This window comes from Puniceibacterium sp. IMCC21224, from assembly GCF_001038505.1.
In the GTDB taxonomy this organism is placed as follows: Bacteria; Pseudomonadota; Alphaproteobacteria; order Rhodobacterales; family Rhodobacteraceae; genus Puniceibacterium.
The window spans coordinates 65,634-92,462 of record NZ_LDPY01000002.1 but is presented as its reverse complement, the minus strand read 5'-3'; the positions used below and the strand labels follow the sequence as shown (position 1 = coordinate 92,462).

General features: G+C 59.9%; 22 protein-coding genes, 1 tRNA gene and 4 pseudogenes. 21 read left to right on the top strand and 6 right to left on the bottom strand.

The features are described from left to right. Positions 1–14: 14 nt before the first annotated feature. On the top strand, positions 15–2,063 hold the full coding sequence (locus tag IMCC21224_RS26695; RefSeq protein ID WP_053079096.1) for a TRAP transporter large permease subunit: 2,049 nt from the start codon (positions 15–17) through the stop codon (positions 2,061–2,063). A gap of 3 nt (positions 2,064–2,066) precedes the next feature. Here the strand turns inward: IMCC21224_RS26695 and IMCC21224_RS19900 are convergent, their stop codons facing one another. Then, positions 2,067–2,885 (bottom strand): N-acyl homoserine lactonase family protein, encoded by an 819-nt coding sequence (locus IMCC21224_RS19900; RefSeq protein ID WP_047997342.1) that lies wholly within the window; start codon positions 2,883–2,885, stop codon positions 2,067–2,069. A gap of 90 nt (positions 2,886–2,975) precedes the next feature. Here IMCC21224_RS19900 and IMCC21224_RS27970 point away from each other — a divergent pair, with 90 nt between their 5' ends. Both IMCC21224_RS27970 and IMCC21224_RS27965 read left to right on the top strand, forming a co-directional pair. Beyond that, entirely contained in the window at positions 2,976–3,332 is a 357-nt protein-coding gene (locus IMCC21224_RS27970; RefSeq protein ID WP_156178376.1) for a hypothetical protein, read from the top strand. Beyond that, entirely contained in the window at positions 3,329–5,785 is a 2,457-nt protein-coding gene (locus IMCC21224_RS27965; protein WP_053079095.1) for a calcium-binding protein, read from the top strand. The genes IMCC21224_RS27970 and IMCC21224_RS27965 overlap by 4 nt, the downstream gene beginning before the upstream one ends. A 198-nt stretch (positions 5,786–5,983) precedes the next feature. Here IMCC21224_RS27965 and IMCC21224_RS19890 read toward each other — a convergent pair whose 3' ends face one another. After that, positions 5,984–7,567 (bottom strand): DHA2 family efflux MFS transporter permease subunit, encoded by a 1,584-nt coding sequence (locus tag IMCC21224_RS19890; RefSeq protein WP_053079094.1) that lies wholly within the window; start codon positions 7,565–7,567, stop codon positions 5,984–5,986. Between the two features lie 5 nt (positions 7,568–7,572). Beyond that, positions 7,573–8,721, bottom strand: coding sequence for an HlyD family secretion protein (locus IMCC21224_RS19885; protein ID WP_047997341.1), 1,149 nt, complete (start codon positions 8,719–8,721; stop codon positions 7,573–7,575). Between the two features lie 126 nt (positions 8,722–8,847). Between IMCC21224_RS19885 and IMCC21224_RS19880 the strand changes: the two genes are divergently transcribed. The 10 genes and pseudogenes from IMCC21224_RS19880 to IMCC21224_RS19830 all read left to right on the top strand — a co-directional run bounded on the left by IMCC21224_RS19880 (position 8,848) and on the right by IMCC21224_RS19830 (position 19,279). Next, positions 8,848–9,534, top strand: a complete 687-nt coding sequence (locus IMCC21224_RS19880) for a TetR/AcrR family transcriptional regulator (protein WP_047997340.1) — start codon at positions 8,848–8,850, stop codon at positions 9,532–9,534. A 142-nt stretch (positions 9,535–9,676) separates the two neighbouring features. Then, complete coding sequence (locus IMCC21224_RS19875) at positions 9,677–10,381, top strand: GntR family transcriptional regulator (protein WP_047997621.1); 705 nt, start codon at positions 9,677–9,679, stop codon at positions 10,379–10,381. A 141-nt stretch (positions 10,382–10,522) separates the two neighbouring features. Continuing rightward, positions 10,523–11,548, top strand: a complete 1,026-nt coding sequence (locus tag IMCC21224_RS19870) for a TRAP transporter substrate-binding protein (RefSeq protein ID WP_047997339.1) — start codon at positions 10,523–10,525, stop codon at positions 11,546–11,548. A 74-nt stretch (positions 11,549–11,622) separates the two neighbouring features. Then, positions 11,623–13,479, top strand: coding sequence for a TRAP transporter large permease subunit (locus IMCC21224_RS19865; RefSeq protein ID WP_053079143.1), 1,857 nt, complete (start codon positions 11,623–11,625; stop codon positions 13,477–13,479). Positions 13,480–13,488: 9 nt separating this feature from the next. Then, positions 13,489–14,526, top strand: coding sequence for a Gfo/Idh/MocA family protein (locus IMCC21224_RS19860; protein WP_047997338.1), 1,038 nt, complete (start codon positions 13,489–13,491; stop codon positions 14,524–14,526). Beyond that, a complete protein-coding gene (locus tag IMCC21224_RS19855; protein ID WP_047997337.1) occupies positions 14,526–15,548 on the top strand; it encodes a Gfo/Idh/MocA family protein in 1,023 nt (340 codons plus the stop codon). Before IMCC21224_RS19860 ends, IMCC21224_RS19855 begins: the two co-directional genes overlap by 1 nt. A 230-nt stretch (positions 15,549–15,778) precedes the next feature. Then, positions 15,779–15,892, top strand: a pseudogene (locus IMCC21224_RS27310) (transposase); the annotation flags it as partial. Positions 15,893–16,099: 207 nt separating this feature from the next. Then, positions 16,100–16,175 (top strand) — tRNA-Thr (locus IMCC21224_RS19845). Between the two features lie 263 nt (positions 16,176–16,438). Next, on the top strand, positions 16,439–17,875 hold the full coding sequence (locus IMCC21224_RS19840; protein ID WP_231582157.1) for a hypothetical protein: 1,437 nt from the start codon (positions 16,439–16,441) through the stop codon (positions 17,873–17,875). A 52-nt stretch (positions 17,876–17,927) separates the two neighbouring features. Next, a protein-coding gene (locus IMCC21224_RS19830) for an IS3 family transposase (protein ID WP_156178093.1) occupies positions 17,928–19,279 on the top strand; the annotation gives its coding sequence in 2 pieces (ribosomal slippage) (positions 17,928–18,264 and positions 18,264–19,279; 1,353 coding nt in all). 244 nt (positions 19,280–19,523) lie between these two features. On the opposite strand, the gene IMCC21224_RS26685 is transcribed toward IMCC21224_RS19830, so the two are convergent. Together IMCC21224_RS26685 and IMCC21224_RS28995 are read right to left on the bottom strand one after the other, a co-directional pair. Beyond that, positions 19,524–19,904: a hypothetical protein gene (locus tag IMCC21224_RS26685; RefSeq protein ID WP_053079093.1), complete on the bottom strand. Its 381-nt coding sequence runs from the start codon at positions 19,902–19,904 to the stop codon at positions 19,524–19,526. Between the two features lie 17 nt (positions 19,905–19,921). Continuing rightward, the gene (locus IMCC21224_RS28995) at positions 19,922–20,038 is read right to left on the bottom strand and encodes a hypothetical protein (protein ID WP_369796057.1); all 117 of its coding nucleotides are present in this window, start codon (positions 20,036–20,038) and stop codon (positions 19,922–19,924) included. Between the two features lie 24 nt (positions 20,039–20,062). Between IMCC21224_RS28995 and IMCC21224_RS28990 the strand changes: the two are divergent. From IMCC21224_RS28990 to IMCC21224_RS27305, 4 genes and pseudogenes are all read left to right on the top strand, one after another. Further along, positions 20,063–20,248 (top strand): annotated as a pseudogene (locus IMCC21224_RS28990) (hypothetical protein); the annotation flags it as partial. Positions 20,249–20,321: 73 nt separating this feature from the next. Beyond that, positions 20,322–20,825: pseudogene (locus IMCC21224_RS19820) on the top strand (ABC transporter substrate-binding protein); the annotation flags it as partial. An 80-nt stretch (positions 20,826–20,905) separates the two neighbouring features. Next, positions 20,906–21,094: a hypothetical protein gene (locus IMCC21224_RS19815; protein ID WP_047997335.1), complete on the top strand. Its 189-nt coding sequence runs from the start codon at positions 20,906–20,908 to the stop codon at positions 21,092–21,094. Next, positions 21,084–21,326: pseudogene (locus IMCC21224_RS27305) on the top strand (transposase); the annotation flags it as partial. The gene IMCC21224_RS19815 and the pseudogene IMCC21224_RS27305, both read left to right, overlap by 11 nt. A gap of 66 nt (positions 21,327–21,392) precedes the next feature. Here the strand turns inward: IMCC21224_RS27305 and IMCC21224_RS19810 are convergent. Then, positions 21,393–22,427, bottom strand: coding sequence for a LacI family DNA-binding transcriptional regulator (locus IMCC21224_RS19810; RefSeq protein ID WP_047997334.1), 1,035 nt, complete (start codon positions 22,425–22,427; stop codon positions 21,393–21,395). A gap of 285 nt (positions 22,428–22,712) precedes the next feature. Between IMCC21224_RS19810 and IMCC21224_RS19805 the strand changes: the two genes are divergently transcribed. The 4 genes from IMCC21224_RS19805 (at position 22,713) to IMCC21224_RS19790 (ending at position 26,823) form a co-directional block, all read left to right on the top strand. Continuing rightward, a complete protein-coding gene (locus IMCC21224_RS19805) occupies positions 22,713–23,981 on the top strand; it encodes an ABC transporter substrate-binding protein (RefSeq protein WP_047997333.1) in 1,269 nt (422 codons plus the stop codon). 86 nt (positions 23,982–24,067) lie between these two features. Next, positions 24,068–24,913 carry a carbohydrate ABC transporter permease gene (locus IMCC21224_RS19800; RefSeq protein ID WP_047997332.1) on the top strand — a complete coding sequence of 282 codons (846 nt, stop codon included), beginning with the start codon at positions 24,068–24,070 and terminating at the stop codon, positions 24,911–24,913. Then, the gene (locus tag IMCC21224_RS19795) at positions 24,910–25,749 is read left to right on the top strand and encodes a carbohydrate ABC transporter permease (protein ID WP_047997331.1); all 840 of its coding nucleotides are present in this window, start codon (positions 24,910–24,912) and stop codon (positions 25,747–25,749) included. Before IMCC21224_RS19800 ends, IMCC21224_RS19795 begins: the two co-directional genes overlap by 4 nt. Positions 25,750–25,779: 30 nt before the next feature. Next, on the top strand, positions 25,780–26,823 hold the full coding sequence (locus IMCC21224_RS19790) for an ABC transporter ATP-binding protein (RefSeq protein ID WP_047997330.1): 1,044 nt from the start codon (positions 25,780–25,782) through the stop codon (positions 26,821–26,823). Positions 26,824–26,829 lie beyond the last annotated feature (6 nt).

Below are 26,829 nucleotides of genomic sequence, written 5' to 3'. Positions count from 1 at the left end.
CTGGGGAGAGAAGCGTGTTCACTGAAGATGTGGCCGACACAGGTCAGCCAAAGCCATCGGCTATTGTAACCACAATCGACAGGATCACCGAGGCCACCGGCGTACTTAGCGCCCTGGCGCTTTTGGTTATGACCTGCATCGTCTGTTTCGAAATCTTCTCAAGATACGTGCTGAACGAACCCACCTACTGGGGCAGCGACATTGCGACCTATCTGCTTGTCGGGATGACCTTTCTGGGTCTCGCCAAGGCACAGCGCAGCGGCGATCATGTACAAGTTGAGCTGCTCATCACCAATATCAACGGGGAGTCGCGTCGCGGCCTCGAACATTTGACAAACTGGCTGGGTCTGACGTTTGTTCTGTTCACGGGCTGGCAGATGGCGGCGTTCAACTGGTCCGAATACGTCAATGGAACACGGGATTGGGGTCTGCTTGGCACGCCGCAATGGATCCCCGAGCTGTTCGTGACCTTGGGCTATATCGCGTTCTTCTGGTCCATCCTCGCCGACATTTTCCGTGACAGTATCGCATCCCGCGCCCGCGAAATCGGTGTCGTGCTGCTCTTTCTGGCGCTGTTCTTGCTGCTGCTGGCGTTGGGGGACCGCCCGGTTGCAATCGCAAAGCTGCGTGTCGACCTCGGCTCTGCCGCGATCGTGACCGCCGTACTTGGCGCCTGTCTGTTGCTAAACGGTCCCCGGCTTTGTGGCGTGCTTGCCGCGATCATCGTAGGCTCGGGTACAGTTTTCTGGCTGGCGAGCGGTGCCGGGTTGCTGGTTCAAAGCCTGCTCCTTGTCGGGTGTCTTTTTGCGCTGCTTATCCTCGGGGTCCGGGTGGCCCTGACACTGGGACTTGTGGGTCTGCTTGGACTGATATTTCTGATGCCTCGTCCACAGCTATCGCTTTTGGCTGAGCGGTCCTGGAATAGTGTGAACACCTTCACCCTGACCGCTGTGCCGATGTTCGTGCTGATGGGGGCGTTGCTGATCCGCAGCGGCGTGACCCGAGAGCTGTTTGATTCACTGACCCGCTGGTTCGGGCGGACACCGGGCGGTATCGCCCACGCCACGGTCGGTGCCTCGGCGGTTTTTGCCGCCGTTTCTGGGTCGAGCCTTGCAACTGCCGCAACCATGGGCAAGGTTGCCTGCCCCGAGATGATATCGCGTGGGTACAGCACGCGTCTGACCTACGGCGTTGTTGCTGCGGGGGCGACGCTCGGGATTCTGATCCCACCCAGCATCGCGATGATCATCTACGGGACGACCGTGGGCGTGCCGGTCACGCAGCTTTTTGTGGCCGGTGTTGTGCCGGGGCTTCTTCTGAGCCTGGGGTTCATGGCCTGCGTCACCGCATGGTCGTTTTTTCAGCCTGCAGCCACGCCGCGCGGCGATTCCTATTCGATGAAAGAAAAGCTTCGCGGTTCACTGTCGGTCCTGCCGTTCATCCTGGTGATCGTGGCCGTCCTGGGGTCGCTCTATGCTGGTGTTGCCACGCCCAGCGAAGCCGGCGGAGTGGGCGTAGCTGCGTCACTGGTGATCTGCCTTGCGCGCGGGATGCTGACATGGCGCGCGCTCTATGACACCGCGATTGAGACTGTGCGCATCACGTCGTTTCTGCTGCTCATCGTGGTCGGGGCCGCGATCATGAGCTGGGTCTTTGATTTCATGCGCATCCCCAAGACGCTTGTATCGGTCTTTTCCGCGGCCGAGCTTTCGCCGTGGCTGGTGGTGACGATCATCGCCGCGATCTATGTCCTGCTGGGCATGTTCATCGAATCGATTTCGATGATGCTGATGACCCTGCCGGTGACCTTTCCCTTGATGATGTCGATCGGGGTTGATCCCCTTTGGTTCGGGGTGTTTCTGGTCATCATGATCGAACTCGGGCTGGTGACGCCACCGGTGGGGATCATCCTGTTCATCCTGCGCGGTGTGTCCAGCGACTCCCCCCCGATGAGGGAAATCGTCTATGGCGTCATGCCCTTTGTCGCTGTGATCGTAGCATTCCTGGCCCTGATCTATACGGTGCCCGAGATTGTTCTTTGGTTGCCGCATCAGCTCGAATAGGTCTCAGACTTTTGGCGGCACATCCAGGCGAAAAACCTGTCCCTCCAGATCCGCAGCGACCGGCGGGTAAAGGGTCATGACCATTGGATCGTGCCCGGGAATGACGTGATCCTCAGAATCGGCAAGGCGCACCACTGTTCGGAACCCCTCCAACATTGAGGCAACGTCGTAGACAACAGGAAACGGGTTTGCGTCGTTCAGATTGGCATAAAGGTGCGAGGCGTCCGACGCGATGACCACCCAGCCACGCCGGGTCCAGACCCGCACCACCTGTAGCCCCGCGGAATGGCCACCGATACGGTGTAGCGACAGACCGTCCGCCAACTGGCTGATGCCGTCGTGAAACGCGACGCGTCCGCCATACAGGTGGCGAACGTAAGAAACGATATCCTCGACATCAAACGGCTGCCGCAGGTAGCCGTGGCACATGCAGCGTCCCGTCGCATAGGCCGCCTCGGAATCCTGAACATGAAAGGTGGCCTTGGGAAAATCCGCAAGCGTGCCGGCATGATCATAATGAAGGTGGGTGAGAATGACATCGTCGATCTGCGCCGGGTCTATGCCGAAACCGCGCAAGCGTTGCGCTGGCGTCTGAAACAGTTCACGCCCACGCGCTGCCGCCGCATCCGGGCCAAAGCCGGTGTCAATCAGGAACAGGCGATCCCCGCGCCGCGCGACCCACACATAATAAGCGAGGTCTGACGATTCGTGGAAATCTCCGCCGATAAAATTATCCTTGTTGGTGCGCTGGGAATGACGCGCATAGCTGATCGCAAACAGCTCAAAGGGTTCGATTGCGCCTGGTGCCAGAGTGGTGTTCATATTGGTCAATCCGTATGATTGTCTGATGTATGCGCGATCAGCTTAGAAGAGCTTGGCGACTTGGACCAGTAACATCGGACCAGTTTTCCGATGAAATGCGCCGAGCGGGCGTTGGCAGGCGCGGATGACACATGTGGCGACCGGCCTGCACAGGATACCCGGCGATGGGATCCCCTCGAGACATCAGAGATCCAGTGCGGGCTGCCCAATTGCCAACGTCCATCGCCAATCCTGATGTCGTCCGAACTCAACACCGCCTTGAAGAAAACCTTGATCGGACTGCCGGAAGTTGGCAGGCTGACAGTGGAGTTTCGCATCGAAAATTTCCGTGCCGATGTCAAAAGCGTTTCGTGTCGAAAAATTCGTAAATTGAGTTCACCGGGCATGAAATACAGCCCGCTCTACATGATGATTTTCCGTCAATCTCATATTAGGAGAAGATTGTGATTTTAGTAGATGGCACCATTCTGAATTTTGGCGCGCTGTATCGCGGCACCGATGTCACCTTTGTATTTGCGGATGTGGTCGAGCGTGTTCAAGGGGCGGCGGCCACGCAGAACGCGGACCAATTCACGCTGACCGGCGCACGCGTAAATGGCTCGGTCGTCACGCCCGACGCCGCCGGGTTTTCCTATGTCAGCGGCGCGGGCACACAGGGCACATTCCAGATCGACACGGCACCGTTTGACGGGCTAGGCAGCGGTGACAGCCCGGTCACCATCGAGATCGATTATAGCATCGGAGACGGCGGCGGCACGGGTATGCTGACCTATCAGGTAGAGGCGGCAGATGCAGGTGAAGCACCACGAGACATCACCATCGAGTTGATGCCGACAGCAGGCGCGCCGGATCAACTGGCGGCCCAAGTCGAGGTGGGCGAAGACGCAGCAGAAGTGTCCCTGACCAGGATCAGCGTCGACGGCGGACTTGCTACAGTTCTGGAGGGGTTCAATTTCGCGACCACAACGTATGTCGCACTGACGGCGTTCTTTGATGATGGCAGCAGTCCTGCGGCGACCCTTGTTTCGGCCACAGCAGTGGATAACAGCACGGCCACGGCGCGCGCCACTTTGGGATACGCGCTGTCGACGGCGGCGGACAATTCCACAACAGCGGCAGTGGCGACGTTCGATGGCACCGCGACAGCGACTGCGACCACAGATTCCGTTGCAAACGCCGTCGCAGAAACCGGCGCGACGTCGGACGCGGTTGCGGCTGATGGGTCTGCCGCGTCCGCAACTTCGACAACCGGTTCTGGCGCAGTCGCCTCGGCACTTGGGCAAAGCGCCGCGGACGCTGACGCCGTTTCCGGCAGCAATGCAACCGCGTCGGCCCAGACGGCTTCGGTTGCGACGGCCCGCGCCGAGTCTGGTGCGACCTCCGTCAGTACATCCGAGGATACAAGTTCCGCGACCAGTCTTGGCCGAGCGGGCGGCAACGCCTCTGCGAGCAGTCAGGACAATTCCATCGCCAACGCTCTGGCTGAAAATGGCAGTGCCGCTGCGGCCACTGCGGTGGACACATCCGACACGCTGGCGATTGCCAGCAACGGAGCGAGTGCCCTGGCCACGGCACTGTCTCTGTCCTCGGCGTCTGCCGCGTCGAGCGACAGTGGATCAGCGACAGCGACGGCCGAGACCACCTCGACCTCGGTTTCTGTTGCGGATAACGGCAGCGACGCGACAGCCGTCGCGGACACCGACAGCGTAGCGGTAGCGCTGGGTGTGAATGTTGAGCGCATCAATGCCGTGGCCGAAAATGGCAACGCGGCCCAGATTGGCGCGAATGAACCTGATCTTGTGCTTGAAACACTGTCTGGTGATGGCACCCTGAACATCCAGATCCAGGCCGAGCAGCGGCTGGAAAACCGTTCGCTGCCTCTGATCACGCAGCAGGCCACCGTTTTAAAGGCGATCATCGCTGATTATGCCATGGAGCTGTTCACAGGAACGCCAGCGGCAGGGGGCCTGGAGGGGATCATCGCCGCAGCAGTTTCGACTGCGGGCACAACGGCAGCGGACACAATCACAGGCTCGGACGGCGCGGACACGATTGACGGCCTTGAGGGGGCTGATGTCATCAACGCTGGCGCGGGTGATGACATTGCGGCGGGCGGCGTTGGTGACGACACTCTTGATGGCGGGCTGGGCGATGACAGGCTGTCCGGGTCGGATGGCAACGATGTCGTGACGGGGGGCGGGGGCAATGACAATATGGGCGGGGGCACCGGCAACGATACCATGAACGGTGGCGCGGGCAATGACACCATGGGCGGCGGTCAGGATGACGATGTCATGGATGGGGGCACCGGCAATGACATTGTAAACGGTGGCCCGGGGGATGATTCCACGGCTGGCGGCGACGGTAACGACACGATGGGTGCCAGCTTTGGCAATGATACCGTCAATGGTGGTGCGGGGGATGACAGCCTGGGCGGTGGCACTGGCCGTGACAGCCTGATCGGCGGCGACGGCAACGACGATATCGGCGGCGGTGAAGGCGATGACATTATCCGCGGCGGACTCGGCGACGATTTCCTTGCCGGGGGGGGACGTCACGACCTTATTTTTGGCGGGCAGGGGAACGATCTGATCAACGGCGGTGCCGGCGATGACACGATGGCCGGAGGGGCAGGTGCCGATCAGTTTATTTTCAACAGCTTTAACGCCTCTGAACTGGATCTGATCACCGATTTTCAGGACGGGGCCGATATGTTCCGGATGACAGGAATCGCCAACGCGCCGGGCACCGGTCTGCAAGGCAGGGTTGACGCGCTGAACATCACCGACGCTGTCATCGACGGACAGCAAAGCGTGACAATGACCTACGACGGCCACGTTATCCAGGTGCTCGGCGTCACTGCGACGGACCTGAGCGTCGCGGATTTCCTGTTCGTCTGACAACAGAGAATCCCGGCTGTATGACGGGGGAAAGGACAACGTCGTAACCCAACAGCCAAGCCATAGCTCGCAGATTGCGCATACCTGCGCAGGGTTAGGGTGTGACGCGCCTCATCCGGTGAGGGGTCTCTGGTCGCGTAGCTATAGTCAACGCGGCGAAGAGGCACTAGATTTCCACGTATCATCGGCCAGCCCGGATCAGTGTCCCGCCCCTGCCGGGGCCTTGGCTGCCGGACGCATCAGCAGCGCCCCGAGCGCGAGGCTTGCGAAAATCACGGTGATGATCGTGAAGATGTCGATGAAAGACATCACCGTTGCCTGTCCGTGGACCCGTGCCGCCATCTGTGCCAGCGCGCCGGTTTGACCGTCCAACCCACGCGCCGTCAGGGTGCTGGCCATGCCCGCCAACTGGCTGACCGCCTCGGGGTTGGTCCAAGACACGGACTCGGACAGACGTTCGTAGTGCAGCGCGCCACGGTCGGTGAGCAACGTGTTGATCACCGCAAGGCCCAGGGCACCACCAAGGTTGCGCGTCAGATTATACAGGCCCGACGCGCCCTTCATCTTGTCGCGCGGCAGCGTTCCGAGTGCGAGGTTGTTGATCGGCACCATGCACAGCATCAGCGACATGCCACGCAGGATCTGCGGTAGCAGCAGTTCGGAAAAATCCCAGTCGGCGGTCATGCCGGTCAGCATCCAGGTCGACGTGCCAAACCCCATGAAACCGATCAACAGCATCAGCCGCAGGTCGATTTTCGACGACAGGATACCGGCAAGCGGCGCGCTAAAGAACATGGCGAGGCCCGAGACAAAGACCGTCTCGCCAATCATCAGGCTGTCATACCCGCGCACCGACCCAAGGTAGAGCGGATAAAGATAGGTCAGCCCATATAGGCCCACGCCCATCACAAAGGAAAACAACGATCCCACGGCAAAATTGACATCACCAAACGCCGACAGATCGACAATCGGCTCGTCCCGTGTGAACGCGCGCCAGAATGTGACGATGCAGCCAACGATCATCACCACCGCCATCACAGCAACCGCATGATCTGACAGCCAGTCGTTTGACGGCCCTTCCTCAAGCACAAATTCCAGCCCGCCGAGGAATGCAGCCAGCGCCAGCAGACCCCACCAATCGAAGCGGTCGAACAGCTTCCAGTCCGGGCGGTCGAAATCAATCAGGTTCCAGGCCCCCACGGCGACGAGGATGCCAGGGATCACGTTGACAAGGAACAGCCAGTGCCACGACATCGCGTGACTGAGATAGCCGCCAACCGTTGGCCCGACGGTGGGGGCTAGGGTGGCGATCAACCCGATAATCGGTGAGACGATGTTACGCTTGGACGGCGGAAAGATGGTGAAAGCTGCGGCAAAGACCGCAGGGATCATCCCACCGCCAAGGAACCCCTGTAGCGCACGCCACAGGATCATCTCGGAAATCGACCCCGAGGTGGCGCACATGAACGACGCGGCTGTGAACCCGGCGGCGGACAATGCGAACAGCAGCCGCGTCGACATCATCCGCGCGAGAAAGCCGGACAGGGGGATCATGATAACTTCGGCGATCAGGTATGAGGTCTGAACCCAGCTGATCTCGTCGGGTGAGGCACCAAGCCCGGCCTGAATATCCGGCAGCGAGGCCGAGACGATCTGAATATCGAGGATCGCCATGAACATGCCCACGACCATCACCATAAAGGCGGCGATGCGGCGCGGCGTCAGTTCTGTCTCATCGGTGACACGGGGTGCCGTCGGCGTCGGGCGGGCTGTTGCGGCCACTGATCTTACTCCGACGCGGCGGCAACCGTCGCGGTGCCGGGGGTCGGCGTCGTGCGGATGTCTATGGCAATCTCGGTCGACAACCCAGCCCGCAGCTGGCCGGTGGCCAACGCGGCCTCGGACAGTGCAATTCGGACCGGGACGCGCTGCACGATCTTGGTAAAGTTGCCGGTCGCATTGTCCGCTGGCAACAGCGAAAAGACCGCCCCCGTCGCCGGCGCGACCGATGCGACGCGCCCTGCAAACGTCTGTCCGGGCAGGGCGTCAAAGGACATTTCGACCGATGCACCCGGCCCGACGCCCGCCATCTGCGTTTCCTTCAGGTTTGCCTCAACATACAGGCTGCCGTCGGGGATCAGCGCCGCCAGCCGCGCGCCCGGTGCAACCATATCGCCAACCTCAAGCGTCATGTTAGCCACGATGCCATCAGCGGGCGCGCGCAAGACCGTCAGATCCAGATCGCGACCCGCCTGGTCGACGGCGATCTCAAGTTCGCGGCGCTGGCCTTCGGACTCGGCCCGCTGCGCCTGTAGCACGGCAACCTGCGCTTTGGCGCTTGAAATGGCGGCCTCGGCGCTGGCCACGCCTGCACGGGCCACGTCAAGATCTTCGGTCGCGGTGTCGAGTGCCGCCTGGCTGGTTACTTTTTCCTTGGCGAGGCGCTCGGTGCGGTCGGCATTGGTTTTCGCGGTGCGCAGTTGCGCTGCTGCCGTGTCGCGCGCGGCCTCGGCCTGCGTGACGCCCGCGCGGGCGGCTGCAATCTGGGCGTCGATCCGCGCCAATGTCTCGCCCGCGGTGTCAAACCGGCTTTGGGACGTGGCCAACGCGTTGCGATAATCGCCGTCATCCAAGCGGACCAGAACATCGCCGGCGGAAACATGATCGTTTGACCCCACCTCGACCGCCGCGACATAGCCTTGCACACGACTGCTCACCAGCGTCACATTTGCTGCGACATAGGCATCATCGGTGGTTTCCATGAACCGCCCGGTGGTCCAGTATTGCTCACCCTGCCAGCCGCCGATGCCAAGGACGACCAGTGCAATCAACCCAAGGATCACCTTCTTGCGGTTGCCCTTGCGGGGGGCGGCGATAGCTGTCGCGGGTAGGTCAGTGGCGGCAGGTTCAGCGGTAGGTCGTTCGTGTCTGGACATGGTCCCGCTCTCCTGCGGTTAATCGAACTGATCGGTTCGATTGGCACATAGGTCACCCTTTCGGTCTGTTCAAGGCTTTATCGAACCGATCGGTTCGATTAAATGACATCCACAAGAGGAGTCGTCATGTCCAGCAAGAATGCCCGCGAATTAAACGAAAAAAAGTGCAACGCACGTCATGCGGCCGGCGCCGATCCGGCGAAACGCGGCCAGATCCTGGCCGGGGCCAAGCGGGTATTTCTTGAGCGTGGATTTGACGCAGCGGGCGTAAATGACATCTGCCGCGCAGCGGGCGTCTCGAAAAGTACGCTGTATATCTACTTTGACAACAAGGAAGACCTGTTCGAGTCGATGGTCGAGCTCGAACGCGACCGGCGGTTTGAAACGGTGACAGAGATCCTGACCAGCGATGCGCCGCCGACCGAGGTGCTGCATCGCTATGGCTGTGCCATCGCATCCATCGTCTGCTCGGACGAGGTGGTGCAGGCGCAGCGCATCATCATCGGGATTGCCGAACGGATGCCGACGCTGGGCGCACGATTCTTTGCCGGTGGGCCGCTGCGCTCTCAGACCGACCTTGCGGCCTTTTTGCACCGCGAGGTGAAGGCGGGACGCCTCGTTATTACGGACGTTTCGCATGCGGCGGTTCAGTTCCTTGAGCTGTCGACCGCGTCACTCTGGAAACCGCGGCTGTTTGGCCAGAGGACTGACGCGCCCTTGCCTGCCGAGATTGAGGTCGCCGTTGCCAGTGCTGTTGCCTTGTTCATGGCGGCCTACCAACGGGGTGATGTCGGCCCCGAAAGCGGCGCCTGACATCCCGATCACCCCCGATCGCCACATGTAACAGCTACAGGGCGCGGTGCGGTTTTGCGCTATCAGAACTTTTATCAAAAACAACCTGTTGACTAGTATGGCACGATTTGTGCAGGATGCGACTGGGGGAGCAATGTCATTCATGTCAGGCGCAATCATATCTAAACCTGAGCGGCTTGACGCCACAGCACCGGTGGGTCCACAGTTGTTCCGGCTGTTGCGCGGGCGCATCGTTCGGGGCGATTTGACGCCCGGGATGCGTTTGTCCGAAGTTGAAGTGGCCGCCTCTTACGGCACCAGCCGTCAGCCAGTGCGAGAGGCCTTTATCAAGCTGGCGGAGGTCTCGTTGGTTGAGGTCCGCCCACAGCGGGGCAGCTATGTCAGCCGGATCAACGTCGCCGCCGTTCTGGCCGCACAGTTTGTCCGCGAGGCAGTCGAGGCCGACATTGTGCGGCGTGTGGCGCACCAGATGACCCCGGACGCTGTGCGTGACCTGGATGACATGCTGGCGGCGCAAACCGATGCGGCCATCCAGGACGATCCGCAACCTTTCATGGCACTGGACGAGGCGTTTCACCGCAAACTCGCCGATCTTGCCGGGCAGGGGGCTGGTTGGGATTTTCTGCAGCCCATCAAATCGCAGATGGACCGGGTTCGCCATCTGAGCGCGCAACAGTTTCCGCGCCGGGTGTTGGTGCAACAGCACCGCCACATTGTCGATGCCATCCGGTCCGGTGACGCCGATATGGCGGAACAGACGATGCGCCGACACCTGCGCCAGATCCTCGAGGATGTGCCGGTTGTCGCTGCCGCACGCCCGGAATTTTTTGAACCGGAACGAATATGACTCCGGCCACAGTTATTTAGCAACCGAGGCGGGCAGGGGAGGCCCGCAAATTTTGGCAACCACCGTCCCGGCAATCGGGATCATCAAGAGCCCCACTGACAAACAGATGCCAGTGCGGGCAACACCAAAGGGGAGAGAGAAATGACCAAATTAACCCAAAGTCTGCCACGCCGCACGTTGTTGCAGTTGGGCGGGGCGGCTCTGGCCACGCCGATGCTGATGCGCAGCGCCTGGGCACAAGACAAATTTGTCTGCAAGATTGCCCATTCCGAGGCGATCGGATCACCGTTCACCAACGCCTTTGACGCCTGGACCACCATCCTGAACGAGCGCAGCGAGGGGCGCATTGACGCGCAGCATTTCCCGGCAAGCCAGCTCGGCGGTTTGGCGCAACTGCTCGAAATGAGCCGGATCGGCACCATTCAGGTCACCGCCGCCGGCCCCGATAGCGAAGAGGCCATCGCCCCTGAGATTGCTGCCACCGCCGGCGCCCCCGGATTCATCTACAAAAACGAGGCGCATGTCGACGCCGTCCTGCAGGGCGACATCGGGCAGGAAATCAGCCGCATCGCGCGCGAAAAGACCGGCGTCGAATTCGTGGCCTACGGCGAGGTCGGCTTTCGTCACCTGCTGACCAAAGAACCGGTGACCGATCTGGCCAGCCTGCAAGGCGTCAAGCTGCGGGTGCCCGAGGTGCGCATCTGGGTCGATTTCTGGAAACTTCTGGGCGCCAATCCGACGCCGCTGCCCTATTCGGAACAGTATTCGGCGCTGTCCACCGGGGTCATCGACGGGCTGGATTCGGACTATTTTTCGGTCCTTGGGTTCAAGTGGCACGAACAGGCGACCAACATCCTGCCGACCTATCACTGGTTCCTGCCCAAAGCGATCCGCATGAACGCCGCCTGGCTCGATTCGCTGCCGGATGACCTGCAAGAGCTGTGCCGCAGTTCCGCCAAAGAAGTGTTTGCCGAACAGCGCACCGTCAATCGCGCCGGGGCGGATCAGGCGCTTGAGGATCTCAAGGCTGTTGGCTGCACCGTCCATCCCTTTGCCGCCGAGGAAAAGGCCAAATGGGAGGAAAAGTCCGCCAGCCTGTATGACACCTTTGGTGAGACAAGCCCAGCAACCGCCGCGATGATCGCCAAGATTCAGGCGCTGGCCTAAACGACCTTTCCGGCCTTGCGGCATGCTCTGCAAGAGCCGGAAAACCCTTGGGGGATATGGTGAAAGAAGCCTTGATGACAGATCCGACGACCAGCGCCGTGGCGCGCCCACCCGCGCAGGGCTATCGCAGGCTCGACAGGGCGCTGGACTGGATCTGCGTGCTCCTGATGCTGGGCGCGACCAGCGTTGTCGTGCTACAGGTTTTCTGCCGCTACGTGCTGAACGCGTCCCTGCCCTGGCCCGAAGAGGCGGCACAGTTCCTGTTTGTCTGGGCGGTGTTTCTTGGCATGGCATTGCTGACATTTCGCGACCGGCATATCGCGATTTCGCTGTTTGTGCCGAAAATGGGCGCGGTCTGGCAACATCATCATGCGGCGTTTCTGCGGGTTATGAACGTGATTGCCTGTGTGATCCTTGTGATCCACGGCATTGATTTCATGAACCGGGCGCTGCAGGTGCTGCCCGCGCTGCGCATTCCGCTGAAATATCTTTTCATGGCGGTGCCGGTCGGCGGTGCAGTGGCGCTGATCTTTATGACCGCGCCGCTAAAGGGGCGGGCCTGGTGGAGCGGGCTTGCCGCGCTAGCCGCCGGGATCGCCGGTTATTTCATTCTCAAGGCCGGGGGCGGCGCCCTGTTCGGCGAGGCGAGCAGCACGACGATCCTGATGGTGGTCACGCTGGGCCTGATCTTTGCCGAGGTGCCAATTGTCTATGCGCTGGTGCTGGGGTCGTTCGCGGGGCTGACGCCGCTGCCGCCGCTGATGCTGGTGACGATCACGCAGAACATGTCGGGGGCGCTGAACTCGTTCACCCTGTTGGCGATCCCATTCTTCATCCTTGCCGCCGCTGTGATGAACGCGGGCGGCATCACGGTGCGGATCGTCGATCTGGCCTATCATTTGGTCGGACATTTCCGCGGCGGGCTAGGGCAGGCCAACATTGTCACCAACGTGATGCTGGCAGGGGTGTCGGGATCGTCGACTGCCGACGCATCGGCCACGGCGAAACTTCTGGTCCCACAGATGGAGAAGCACGGCTATGACCGCGCCTTTAGCTGCGCGCTGACCGCCGCGGCGTCGACGCTGGCCAACATGATCCCGCCCGGGCTGGGGCTGATCATCTATGCGGCGCTGGCGTCGGTGTCGGTGGGGGCGCTGTTCGTCGGCACAATTGTGCCGGGGCTGATGGTGGCGTTAGCGCTGTCGCTGGTGGTTTGGCTAATTTCGGTCCGGCGCGGCTATGGCGGGCATACGGATCGGTCAACCGGGGCGGTGCGCTGGCGTGCCTTTTGGCTGGCGACCCCGGCACTTTGCCTGCCGGTGATCATTGTTGGCGGCGTGCGTTTCGGTATCTTCACGGCGACCGAGGCGGGGGCCATTGCCTTTGTCTTTGCGTTGTTTTGCGGTGCGTTGATCTATCGCGGCCTGACCATCGACAACCTGTCCGAGGCGTTTCGCGAGGCGGTTGAGGATACCGTGGCCGTGGCCGTGATCATCGCAGCGGCGTCACCGTTTGCCTGGATCCTGACCTTTGAACAGGCCCCGCAAAAGATCGCTGCGTGGCTCGGGGCCCTCACTGGAAATGCCTTCTATCTGCTGCTGCTGATCAACCTGTTTCTGATCTTTGTCGGATTATTCATCGAAATGATCGCCGCATTGGTGATCCTTGTGCCGATCCTTGTGCCCGTGGTGGTCGCCGCCGGGGTCGACCCGCTGCAATTCGGCATCGTGATGGTGATGAATCTGGTGATTGGCGCGTTGACGCCGCCACTGGGTGTCTTGGTGTTCACCACGGCCCGGGTCGGCGGCGCGCCGTCCACGGCGGTGTTCCGGGCCATTTTACCGTTTATCGGGATGCAACTGGTGGTCCTTGTCCTTGTGACGATGATCCCGCAAATCACATTGCTGCCGATCCGGTGGTTCGGACCCTGAGGATATGACATGACAGACAAACCCATTGCCCGCCTGGCGGTTATCGGCCTTGGCATGGCGACAAAACCGCATCTCGAGGCACTGACCGAATTGCGGGGTCGCGTCGCGGTGTCCGGCGTGTTCAACCGCACTCGGGCCAAGGCCGAGGCAGTGCAGGAGACTTACGGTTTCCCGCTGTTCGACAGTCTGGACGCGATTGCCGCTGATCCCGGCACCGATGGCGTGATCATCGCAACACCACCGAACCAGCGCGCGGATATCGTGGCGCAGATGGCGGGTGCGGGCAAACATATCCTGATGGAAAAACCGGTCGAGCGCAGTCTGGCAGCAGCGCAGGACATCGTTGGGGTCTGCGAGGCTGCCGGCGTCACCCTTGGCATTGTGTTTCAGCACCGGTTTCGCGCCGGAGCGCGGCGGCTACGGGCGCTGATCAATGACGGTGCGTTGGGGGATCTGGCGCTGGTTCGCGCCGAGATCCCGTGGTGGCGCGGCCAGGATTACTATGACATACCGGGGCGCGGCACCTATGCGCGCGACGGCGGCGGAGTGCTGATTTCGCAAGCGATCCACGTTCTGGACCTGATGCTAAGCCTGACCGGCCCTGCGCGCGCTGTGCAGGCCTTGACCGGCACCACTGCCCTACACCGGATGGAGGCCGAAGATTTCGCCACTGCCGGGATCGAATTTGCCAGCGGTGCGCTGGGGTCGGTGGTGGCGACAACTGCGACCTATCCCGGCGAGGTCGAGCGGCTGGTGCTGGACGGCACCAAAGCCACTGCCGTATTGACCGGTGGTCAGCTGCGCGTGACATGGCGCGACGGCCGCACCGAGGAGCTGGGTGAAACCGCCGGAACCGGCGGCGGCGCTGATCCGATGGCTTTCCCCTGTGACTGGCACCGCGACCTGATCGAACAATTTGCTGGTGCGATCACTACGGGCGCCTCGCCGCGCATTCCGGGGCGCGAGGCGCTGCGCGTGCATGCGCTGATTGACGCGATGGTGCGCTCGGGTGCAGACGGGCAGCTGGCCGACGTAGAGGTGGTCTGATGGATCAATTGAAATTCGCCGCCTTGGGGATGGATCACCGCCATATCTATGGCATGACGCAGGGCATGCAGCAGGCCGGAGCCGAGCTGGCCGGATGGTGGACCGAAGGCAATCCGCAGCCCCGTGCCGGGTTCATCGAGCGGTTCCCCAAGGCACCGGAACGCGACCTTCAGGATATTCTGGACGATCCTGAAATCGCACTCGTGCTGATCGCCTGCCGCCCGGATCGACGGGCCGATCTGGCGATTGCCGCGATGCGGGGGGGCAAAGATGTGATGGTCGACAAACCCGGATGCATCACGCCCGACGAATTGACCCGCTTGCAGACAACCGTGCGCGAAACGGGGCGTATCTGGTCAGTCAATTTCTCAGAACGTTTCGAGGTGCCCGCCACCAGCGAAGCCACCCGGTTGGTGCGCGACGGCGCAATCGGGCATGTGGTGCAGACCGTGGGTCTGGGGCCACACCGTCTGAACGCGCCGACGCGGCCGGACTGGTTCTTTGACGCGGCGACCTATGGCGGCATCCTGACCGATATCGCGTCGCATCAGATCGAACAGTTTCTGCATTTCACCGGCAGTGAGGATGCCGAAATCTCTCTCGCCTCAGTCGGAAATTTCGCCAATCCGGATCACCCAAGGTTTGAGGATTTCGGCGAGGTATCTCTGCGGTCCCCCCATGCGCAAGGCTATATCCGCGTGGACTGGTACACCGCTGATGCGCTGCCAAATTGGGGCGACGGGCGGTTGTTCATCACCGGAACAGAAGGCACGATTGAGCTGCGCAAATATGTCGATGTGGCGGGGCGGCCGGGAACGGACCATCTGTTTCTGGTCAACGGCACGACGTGCGAACATATCCACTGCGCAGACGCGCCGCTGCCCTATTTCAACAACCTGATCACCGATATCTGCAACCGCACCGAAACCACCTGCCCGCAAGCGCGCACGTTCAAAGTCTGTGACCTCGCCATGAGGGCACAACATCTTGCCGTGCGCCGGGGCAAGCTGGCAGAGGGCTAGAGTTTGCCATCCGGCGGAAGAGTCACATTAACGGTCTAAAGTACCATGTTCGAAGGGTAAGACGTGATGATATCTGCCTATATATTCGCCCTGTAGGGTTCAGGCGCTGGTCACCAACCCAAATTCTCCCTAAAATTAGTGCTGTTCAATAGCCGAATTTTTTCGGCAAGTCGGCAGGATATCTGAGGAGATTTCTAGTGAAGACACCACGATATAGCAACACATAGATCATGGGGATCTTAAAGCAAGCGGAGCGCGGCGTGCCGATCTCCGAGCTTTGCCGGGAACATGGGATGAGCAGCGCGAGCTTCTACAAGTGGCGCGCGAAATTTGGCGGAAGGGAGTGACCGGGCTCTGTTCAGGTCCGTCCTATGCTGAGAAAACAGCTCATCATCAAGCCCTGGGATCAAACGCTCAAGCGGATGATCTCCATAAGACCTGGCGCGTTTCAGTATTCCATGGAAAGTGCTATTGAAGTACCATTTAGTCTGTGTTAATCGCTCGCCGGAAGCGAGTGTTTTTTCGAAACTTCGGGCCATCTAAGGCGCTTAGCCCCTATAGCTCAGCTGGTAGAGCAACTGATTTGTAATCAGTAGGTCCGCGGTTCGAGTCCGTGTGGGGGCACCATCTTTCTTCATTAAGTATAACATTCTTAGATACTTAGTCTAAAGATGCGGTGTCCCACCCACCTTTTCGTCCACCCTTGATCAATCGGTCGCGGAGCGCGACGCGAGCTGGTCAAAACAGCGAAATCTTAAAAGTCGCAGTTTTTCGCCCAACTTCCGTTTGTTTTACGTCCGGAAATTCATCTACAACTAGTAACAAAAGTGATCATAGAGGTGCCGTTTGCAGCAGGTGTTTTCGTGCAGCGCGGTTAGAGGCCGCCGTTCATGAGCGACATGCAAAATTCTTTTATATCGAAATCATTTCTGCGCTCCGTGTGGGCGCATGAATACGAAACATTCAAGGATAGCACCGAGGAAGCAGAGCTTGTTAACCGGCTTCGGCGTTGGGCCGCTCGAGGTGCACAGAAAGAAACTACGGCTCAGTCTGCTCTACTAGCTGAGTTCTTTAACGCCACTTGGGGTTACGTCCAGGCGGGACAAGAGGGCGGAGAAGCGAACTACACACTTTATCCTGCTTTTCCGGTGTCAGGTGCCGGACAGCGGGGCGGTATGGGGGAGGCCGATGCTGCTCTAGGTTACTTTACCCATGACGAAGCATCACCGGTCCCGCAGGTGCTTGTCGAATTCAAAGATATCAAGAGCGCCCTTGACGCCCCCCAGAAACGCAAGGGCAATTCCAGGTCGCCCGTGAAGCAAGGCCTCGATTACCTCTATGCCAGCCGTAAAGGTATGTTCGGGTATGAGCCGATCATTCCGACCTGGGCCATTGTCACCGATATGAATGAGTTCCGCCTATATTGGGCTGATCGCGGCGAGCGGCAATTCATTAGCTTTACGTTAGAGAAGAAAGACCTGCTTCAGCATGCCACCCTTTTGGGCGAAACAGACGAAGGTCGTTTCGACCGGTTCCTGTTTTCGCGCTTGTTCCACAGTGACACGCTGATCGTCCGAGGCACTAGCGGGCGGGCCGAGTTGCTGTCACTGTTGCAGCAGCAGCGGTTCCGGCAAAGCGAGTTAGAGAACCGCTTCTACGCAGAGTATCGCGGTTTCCGTGAACACCTTTACCGAAACCTATTGAAACACAACGGCCCAGACACGGACCGTTTCCCCGGCACCAAGGGTCGGTTGGTGCGGCTGGCTCAGAAAGTCCTCGACCGGGCGATCTTCGTGTTTTTCTGCGAGGATATGGGCCGCGCCTTGGGCTTCCCACCGCAACTCCTGCGCGACTACCTGATCAGGCAAGCCGACGATCAATTCTTCGACCCGAAGGGCGGGGAAATTTGGCAATGGCTGCGCCGCCTTTTCACTGCGATGAACGATGGCCGAGCCTTTGGCGATCACCAGATAAACCAGTTCAACGGTGGTCTAATCGCACCGGACCCTGAGCTGGAAAACCTGCACATACCCAACAGCATCTTCTGTGAACGCGGGCAGGGCCAGAACGAGGCGAGCCTTGCCGTCAACAAGCAGACGCTGCTCTACCTGTCCGCCAACTACAACTATGCCTCCAGTTGGGGCGAGGGTGTGGTCAATGACGAAAATGCGCCCGCTGCGAAGCGCGACCCAGAGCGGAGCATCGGCCTCTATACGCTTGGACGCATTTTTGAGCAGTCCATTACCGAACTGGAAATTCTCGAAGCCGAGGCTGACGGGCGGCCATCTGTAAACTGTCTGACGTCAGCGCTTTTGGGACAGATTTGAGGATTTGAACAACGGAGGATTTCTGGTTCATCGTAGCTTTCAAGGAGCGAAGATGAACAAGACATCCGGAACGTCGAAGGACGCAGCTGACAAGCTGGTCAAGAACATCCGCCGCAAGACGCGGCAGACCTATTCTGCAGAGGAGAAGATCCGCATCGTCTTAGCTGGCCTGCGCGGTGAGGAAAGCATTTCGGTGCTATGTCGGCGGGAGGGTATCGCCGAGAGCCTGTATTACAGCTGGTCGAAGGAGTTCCTGGAGGCTGGCAAGCGTCGCTTGTCTGGCGATACGGCGCGCCAAGCCACGTCGCCGGAGGTGAAGGAGCTTCGCTCTGAGTCTTTGGCCCTGAAGGAATGCGTGGCCGATCTCACCCTGGAAAACCGTCTGCTCAAAAAAAGTATGACAGGGGCTGGGGAGGTGGAGGAATGAGATACCCTGCAACCGAGAAGCTTGAGATCATCCGCACCGTTGAAGGTTCGCATCTGCCCACCAAAATGACGCTGGATATGCTGGGCATTCCGCGCACGGCTTTCTACCGCTGGTATGATCGCTACGTCGAGGGCGGGTTCGATGCGCTGGCCGATCGGTCTCCTCGACCAGGGTCGGTCTGGAATCGAATACCCCAAGACCGGCGCGATGACCTGATCGAGTTTGCGTTAGAACATGAGGCGCTGACGACACGTGAACTGGCGGTCAAATACACCGATGAGAACCGGTATTTTATCTCGGAATCATCGGCTTACCGCATTCTTAAAGCAGCTGATCTGATCACGGCGCCGGACTATGTGGTGATCAAGGCCGCGGACGAGTTCACGGACAAGACCACGGCCATCCATCAGCTCTGGCAGACCGACTTCACCTACTTCAAGATCATCGGCTGGGGCTGGTATTACCTGTCCACCATCCTCGACGACTACAGCCGCTACATCATCGCCTGGAAGCTTTGCACAAACATGCGGGCCGAGGACGTGACGGACACGATTGAACTGGCTCTGAGCGCATCGGGCTGTGACCAAGCCGTCGTCCGGCACAAGCCGCGCCTGCTGAGTGACAACGGGGCCTGCTACATCTCTGGCGACCTCGCCAAGTGGTTGGGAAATCAAAAAATGGGCCACGTTCGCGGGGCACCATTCCATCCGCAAACCCAGGGCAAGATTGAGCGCTGGCACCAAACTATGAAGAACCGGGTTCTGCTGGAAAACTACTACCTGCCCGGCGATCTCGAACGCCAGATCGGGGCCTTCGTAGAGTATTACAACAACGCGCGATACCACGAGAGTCTCAACAACGTCACGCCCGCCGACGTCTACTTTGGGCGCGACAAAGCCATCCTCAGAGAAAGGAAGAAGATCAAGATACTGACAATCCGCGAACGCCGCTTGCAACACCAAAAACAAGCCGCATAATCAATCACACAAACGAGCCAGAGCCTCCAATGCTCAAGCCGCTCTGATGTCCCATTTTATATGACGACGGACACCCCAGAGGCCCGGATGAATCAGATAATGAAGATTATGTTCAAACGACTTCTTCTGAAAACGTAGGCGCCTCGATCCACGAGCGTAAATAAAATTCCCTGACCATGCTTAGCACGACTGTATGCTAGCGACCGATATCCAGCGGGACAGTCCCAACCCGAGTCCAGCAGGTTCATTGCGCATTGATCATGACGTGGTGTCCTGCCGCAACTTCGCGGTACATCCGTTCAGGGACGGTGTAATCCAGCCGCCTGATAGGCGTCTGGATCTCGCTGTTGTCCAGTTCTCTTTTCCCGTGGCGGCGCGAAGGGTCGGGGACCGGCACCCCATCCAAAAGGCGGTGGGTGTAGGGCGGCTGGGGGTTCTCGAACACATCGTTACGGTGGCCAATCTCGACGATCTCGCCACGGCACATCACCGCCACACGGTGGCTGACCCTTTCAACCACCGACATGTCGTGCGAGATAAAGAGATAAGCCAGCCCCAGCCGTTCCTGCAGGTCAAGCAACAGGTTGATCACCTGCGCCTTGACCGAAACATCTAAGACCGACACAGATTCATCCGCGACAATCAGCTGTGGATCAAGCGCAGGCGCGCGATGCAGATCCGCTGTCGCATTCCACCGGAAAACTGGTGGGGAAACTCGTCTAGACGCGAGGCAGCTGACGGGATGCACACCTTTTCCATCAGGGCAAGCGCCGCCTCCATGATCTGATCGCCGACGGTGAATATCGGGTTGCCGAACTTAGAAGCGGCGGTGTTGATATCGCGGCGGATATACCGCCCGAGGACGTTGACGGACTGGACACCGACGAAACCAAAGTGGCCGTGGTGCCCAGCGATTTCCTGTATTTCTTTGTCTTCGACACCACCCGCGACACGCCACTGACCAACAAGAAAGTGCGTCAGGCGATCAATGTCGACGCGATTCAGGCGGCTTTGCTGAACGGCATGGGAACCCTATGCATACGCCCCCGAAAAGGCCAAGGCGCTGTTGGCCGAGACCGGTTATCCCGACGGATTTCCCGTCAAGATGATTTCGCGCAAGGGCCGCTTCCTCAAGGATGCGGAAATCATCGAAGCCACGGCCGGGTTCCTTGCTCAGGTCGGGATCAAGGCCGAGATCGAGGATCTTGAACCCGGTGTCTGGGGTCAGGTTTCCGAAAAGAAGGGCCGCGAAGGCATCATCTTTCCGGGCTGGAGCGGGCGCGACCCCAACCTGGTCTGGTATCCGCTGCTGAAATCGGGCCTTTACCAAGGCTATTTCAGCAACGCCGAGCTTGACACACTGCTGGATGCCGGGTCGGCAACCATTGATGCCGACGAGCGCAAGGCGATCTATGCCAAGGCCGCAGTCATTACCAAGGAAGAGGCGCCGCACCTGCCGATGATCCAGCCGCCGCTTATTTTTGGGCTGGACGCCCCGCAGCGACGGTATCATCGATTTGCGCGGCGCGCATTTCGAATGACCTGACCCTCTGTCAGCCGGTGATCTACCGGCTGACAGCCTCGACGGCATCGGTTTCACCGTCACCAGAAAGGATCTAATCCGCCATGGCCGCCTTTATCCTGTCACGCGTTCTCTACGCCATCGTCGTCGTTTTTGGCGTGTCGCTTGCGGTGTTCTTTCTTATCCGGATGGGCGGCGATCCGACGTCGCTGTTCCTGCCGCCAGATTCCCCGGTAGAAGAAATCGTACGGTTTCGTCACCTCATGGGCTTTGATCGGCCGTTTGGGCGTTGATCCGTGGTTCTGTGATCCGCAGTCACCGTGGCAGAAAGGTACGGTCGAGAACACCAACAACCGTCTGCGCCGCTACCTGCCACGCAAGGCCGATCCCACTGCGTTCACAAATCGATATCTGAAGTCGATTTGCGCCCGCCTCAACGCGACGCCGCCCAAGTGCCCCGGCTATCAAACCCCTGCCGAGGTATTCCGCGCAAAACTGTTGGAAGGAAAGCCTAGAACAAGATAACCTGAACCTACAGAAATCGCGCTTCAGCGTGACTTCACACATTCGATCGCCGACCGCGCGTTCAAATCATCTGGACAGGACGCTCTGTTGGTGGTCCGGCATCGGAACGCCGGTGCTGTCGCGAATGATCAGTTCGGCCGTGATCTCGGACACGCTCACAGGCATGGCCGGATCCTGAATCCGATCCAGCAGAACCCGCGCCAACTTGCGGCCCAGCCGGTGTGGCGACACCGCCATCGTCGTCAGCGGTGGCGTTGCCACGGCCGCCTCCTGCACGTCGTCAAATCCAATGACCGAAATGTCGACGCCCGGCTGAAGTCCCATTTTTAGAATGCCGAGGCACGCCCCGAGCGCCACCGTGTCACCGTTACACACGATCGCGGTGACGTTGGGATGCGCCGCGCGCAGCCTGATGACCGCATCGAGTGCGGCGGGTTTGTTGTCGGCGGATTCCCAGACGATGGCGGGGCCGAGACCACGACCGGCCAGAGTGGCGCAATACCCGGCGATGCGTTCTCTGCGTACCGCAGCCATGTCCGTCCCACCGAGATAGGCAATAGACTTGTGGCCCATATCAGCGAGGTAGGTCGTGGCTGTGGCGATCGCCTCGGCGTTGCGGATGCCGACATGGTCGATCTTGTCGCTCACGCGGCGCAGGAAGGTTACGGTTGGGATGCCGTGTTTGGCCAGAATGTCAAAGGTAGCGTCGGGTGTATCGGTGGCGGGCACCCAAAGCAACCCGCCGCGGCCGTGTCGGATGAACGCCTCTAGATGGCGGCCCTGGCGGACGGCATCGTCCCGAGTATCCAGAATCGAGACCAGGTAGCCTTCGGCTTCGAGCAAATCGACCACGCCCCCGATCACCTCAGCATTGAAGGGGTTGGCAAGCTGGTTGATCACAAATCCGATTTCCCGGTTCACGCCAGATCGCATCGACGCGGCACGTGAATCGGGGATGTAGTGCAACGCATTTGCGGCGTTCAGAACCTTTTCGCGGGTCTCAGCCGAAATCCGTCCGGTGCTGCGCATGACCTGGCTGACGGTCGGGATCGAAACCCCGGCTGCCTTTGCGACGCTGGCAAGTGTCGGTTTTCGGGCCATCGCACTCCCCCGCGGATAAAACGATTATGCTCGCATGCACAGTTATTGCCAAGATATATCCCATCTCAGTAATGAAGACCAAGATTTTACTACCTAAATTTTCCTTGACGATTGATATATCGTTATATCATACTTGAGCCATTCCTAGCGAGTCGGCCGCCCCATTTGCCAGGCCGCTCCCTTCGATCACCATTGTCTATGCCCCTGACGTAACGAGGGCACGGCAACGTTGCGACGGGATCAGACGAGGAGGTCTGGCCCGACTGTCCATTCTGGGAGGAAACCATGTCTCTACGTATCGAACTTGTTGGCGCTGTGTCCGGTATTGCCATTCTCTGCTCTGCCGTTGCCGCGCAGGCAGATGTCCTTTTCTGGTCGACCCAAGCCCGCCCCGCCGAAGAGGCGCAGGCCATGCGCGAGACCGTTCTGTCGGGATCCGACACCGCGATCGACTACCAGCCGAACGAGACCGGCCCTTGGCTCACCCGCCTGCAGGCGGAAATCCAGGCCAACACCGGCACCATCGGCGTGCTTGGTTCTTTGCACGGCGATTTTGCCGCACTTGATCCGGCGTCGCTTGCTCCGCTCGACGAGCTTGGCCTGTCCGCCACCAGCGAGACATTCAACGAGCTGGCTAAACTCGGCACCGGCGAGATGAAGTACATCCCCTGGATGCAGGCAAGCTATGTCATGGCTGCCAACAAGAAGGCGCTGCCTTATCTGCCTGAAGGGGCAGACATCGATGCGCTGACCTATGACCAACTGATCGAATGGTCCGCCAACATGCAGGAGGGCGAAGGTCGTCCGCTGTTCGGTTTCCCCGCCGGCCCCAAGGGACTGAAGCACCGCTTTTTCCAAGGCTACCTCTACCCCTCTTACACCAACGGCGTCGTGCGTACCTTTGCCTCGGCCGAAGCCGAGACCGCGTGGCAAGCGTTCCTTGATCTTTGGGAACACACCAACCCGGCCTCGACCAACTTTTCGTTCATGCAGGAACAGCTTCTGTCCGACGATGTCTGGGTTGCCTTCGACCACACGTCGCGTCTGGCGCAGGCCTTTAATGACCGCCCGGATGATTTTGTAGCGTTCCCGGCCCCGGCAGGCCCCACCGGGCGTGGTTTCATGCCAGTGCTTGCCGGCCTGGCAATCCCGTCGACCGCGCCTGACATGGAAGCGTCCAAGGCCGTCATCGCCTATATGATGACGCCTGAAACCCAGATCGCAACGCTGCGCGCCACCAACTTCTTTCCGGTGGTTGATGTGGATCTGCCCGACGATCTGCCCCCCGCGGTCAAGGCCGCAGGCGACGCCATCGCCAAGATGAGCGCGTCTGCCGATGCCAACCCCGGGCTTCTGCCTGCCGGTCTTGGCGATCAGGGAGGCGAGTTCAACCGCATTTTCGTCGACACGTTCGAGCGTATCGTTCTGGCCCGCCAGCCGATCCGTGCCGTGCTGGACGACCAGAAAAAGCGGCTGAACGACATCATGCAGGAAACCGGCGCGCCGTGCTGGGCACCTGATGCCGCCTCTGACGGTCCGTGCCCGGTCGAGTAACTCTCCCGGCTCGCGCTTGACGCGGATTCGCCCGGACCCTTTGCGGTCCGGGCACCCCCAAACCCCCATAATATCGGAGCGATGCGATGAACGCGCGACTGCTTCCCTATGTCCTGATCCTTCCGGTGACAGTGTTCCTGTGCATATTCTTTCTCTACCCGTTTGTGCTCGTCGCCCAGCAAGCGTTTGGTTCTGACGCCGGGTGGTCGCTGGACAACTTCCGCGATGTGGTCGGCCACTGGAAATTCTCGATCTCGCTGTGGAACACGGTGTTGCTGGCCGCTGTCGTGGTTCCGATCCAGCTCGCTCTGTCACTGCTGATGGCCACCATGGTCAGCAAGATGCAAAAGGGCCGCGATCTGGTGCTGTATGTCTGGACGATCCCGCTGGGGATTTCGGATCTGGCCGCCGGGATCATCTGGCTCGCGATTTTCGAACAGTCCGGCTTCCTCAATTCGATGATGCATGGGTTGGGCTTTATCGACGAGCCGATGAACTTTATCTCGTATCAGAACATGACGATGGTCTTTATCGCCATTGCGCTGGCCGAAATCTGGCGTGCCACGGCGATCATGCTGGTGATCCTTGTCGCGGGGATCGGCCTGATCCCCAAGGAATATTATGAAGCCGCCGAAGTCTTTGGTGCATCGCCCTGGAAACGGTTCCTCAAGATCACGCTGCCCTTGTTGCGCCCGTCGCTGCAAACCGCGCTGGTGTTGCGTGTGATCCTGGCCTTCGAGGTGTTCGCCGTTGTGGCAGCCCTTGGTGGTACGCTCTTTCCGGTACTGATGGGGGAAACCTATGCCTACCAGTTCGACCTTTCGAATAGTGGGGCCGCTGCGGCGCTGGCGTTGATCATCCTCGTCATCTCGATTGGCGCCACGCTCGTTATCCTGCGCGCCCTGCGCGTCCCGAAAGGAGCCACGATATGACCGCTGCCGCCACTGACGTACCCCTGATCAACACCCGACGCAGCGGTCGCACGCTCTATATCGCCTCTGTCATCCTGCTTTGCGCCTGGGTCTTGGTTCCGCTCTACTTTCTGTTCATCAATACCCTATCCTCGCCCGAAACGGTGAACGCCTTTCCCAAGCCTTTCGTGCCGGAGTTCGACTTTGGCAGTATGAAGTTCTTTGCCGGTTTCCAGGGGATGATTGACGCGCTCTATAATTCGATTCTGGTGGCGGTGATGACCATGATCATGTCGATCCTGATTGGCGCCCCGGCCGGCTATGCCCTGTCGCGCTTTGACTTTCGTGGCAAAGAGCTGTTTCGCATGCTCATCCTGCTGACCCGTGCCTTTCCGCTGCCGCTTCTGGCGCTGCCGCTGGCCGTGCTGTTCATCCGGGTTGGCCTTGACGACACGGCCTTTGGTCTGGCTTTGGTCCATACCACACTGGCCATCCCCTTTGCGGTGCTGATCACATTCTCGCTTTTTTCGGGCATCCCGATCGAATTAGAGGAGGCCGCCTGGACCCTTGGGTGCACACGCTTCACCGCCTTTACCAAGGTTGTGCTGCCGCTGATCCTGCCCGGTATCACGGCAAGTGCGATCTTTGCCTTCGTGATCTCGTGGAACGAAGTCTTTGCCGCAGCGGTCCTGACCATCGAGAACCGCACCCTGCCGGCCTTTCTGCTGCAAAGCCTCGCGGAAAGCCCGCTGCATCTGAAATTCGCTGGCGGGTTCATCCTGGTCGTGCCGGCGCTGATCTTCATCTTTGCCGTCCGCAAGTACCTGTTTGCAATGTGGGGCATCGCCAACCGCTGAAGCGGGGCGTATTCAAAGGGAGCCAGACCTATGGCCGAAATTCAGATCAAGAACGTCGCCAAGACTTTTGGGGCATACCAGGCCCTGCAAGACATCAACCTGACGATTGCGGACCAGGAATTCATGGTTCTGCTTGGTGCCTCGGGCTGTGGAAAGACCACGCTGCTGCGCATCATCGCGGGGCTGGAAACCGCCACTACGGGCGAAGTCTGGATCGGCGGACGTCGGGTGGACCATCTCGCTCCCAAGGATCGCGGCATCGCGATGGTGTTCCAGAACTACGCGGTCTTTCCCCACCTGACCGTGTTTGAAAACATCGGCTTTGGCCTTCGGATGGCGAAGGTTGCAAATGACGAGGTCACGCGCCGGGTCGAACGGGTTGCAACACTGATGCATATCGAGCAGTTGCTCAAGCGTTACTCTGGCGAACTTTCGGGCGGTCAGCGTCAGCGGGTCGCCGTGGCGCGTGCGCTGGCGATGGAACCCGATGTGATCCTGATGGACGAACCGTTGTCCAACCTCGACGCGCTGCTGCGCCTGGAAATGCGCGCCGAACTCAAGGGCGTGCTGGCCGACAGCAAAACCACCGCGATCTACGTCACCCACGATCAGGTCGAGGCGATGAGCCTGGCTGACCGGATCAGCGTCATGCACAAGGGCAAAATCGTTCAGGCGGCATCACCTATCGAAGTTTACCGGAACCCGGCTGCCGAATTTGTCGCGGCCTTTATCGGAAACCCGCCGATGAACTTCCTGCGTGCCGAATCCGCCGGAAGCGGCAAATGGAGCGTTGCGGGTGAAACCATTGACGGGCCGATGTCGATCAACACGCCGCTACAATTCGCCATCCGCCCTGAGGACATGCGCCTGGCCGATCACGGGCTGAAGGCGCGGGTAAAGCTGGTCGAGCCGCTCGGCGCGCATCTGCTGGTCACTTGCGACGTCGGCGGCACGATGATCCGTGCCGTGCTGGACAGCGACCTGACGGTCAATGTCGGCGAAATCCTGACCCTTGCGCCGCAGCCAGACCGCGTCCGCTGGTTCGATCCCCAATCCACCCTTGCTGTTGCCTGAGGTCTG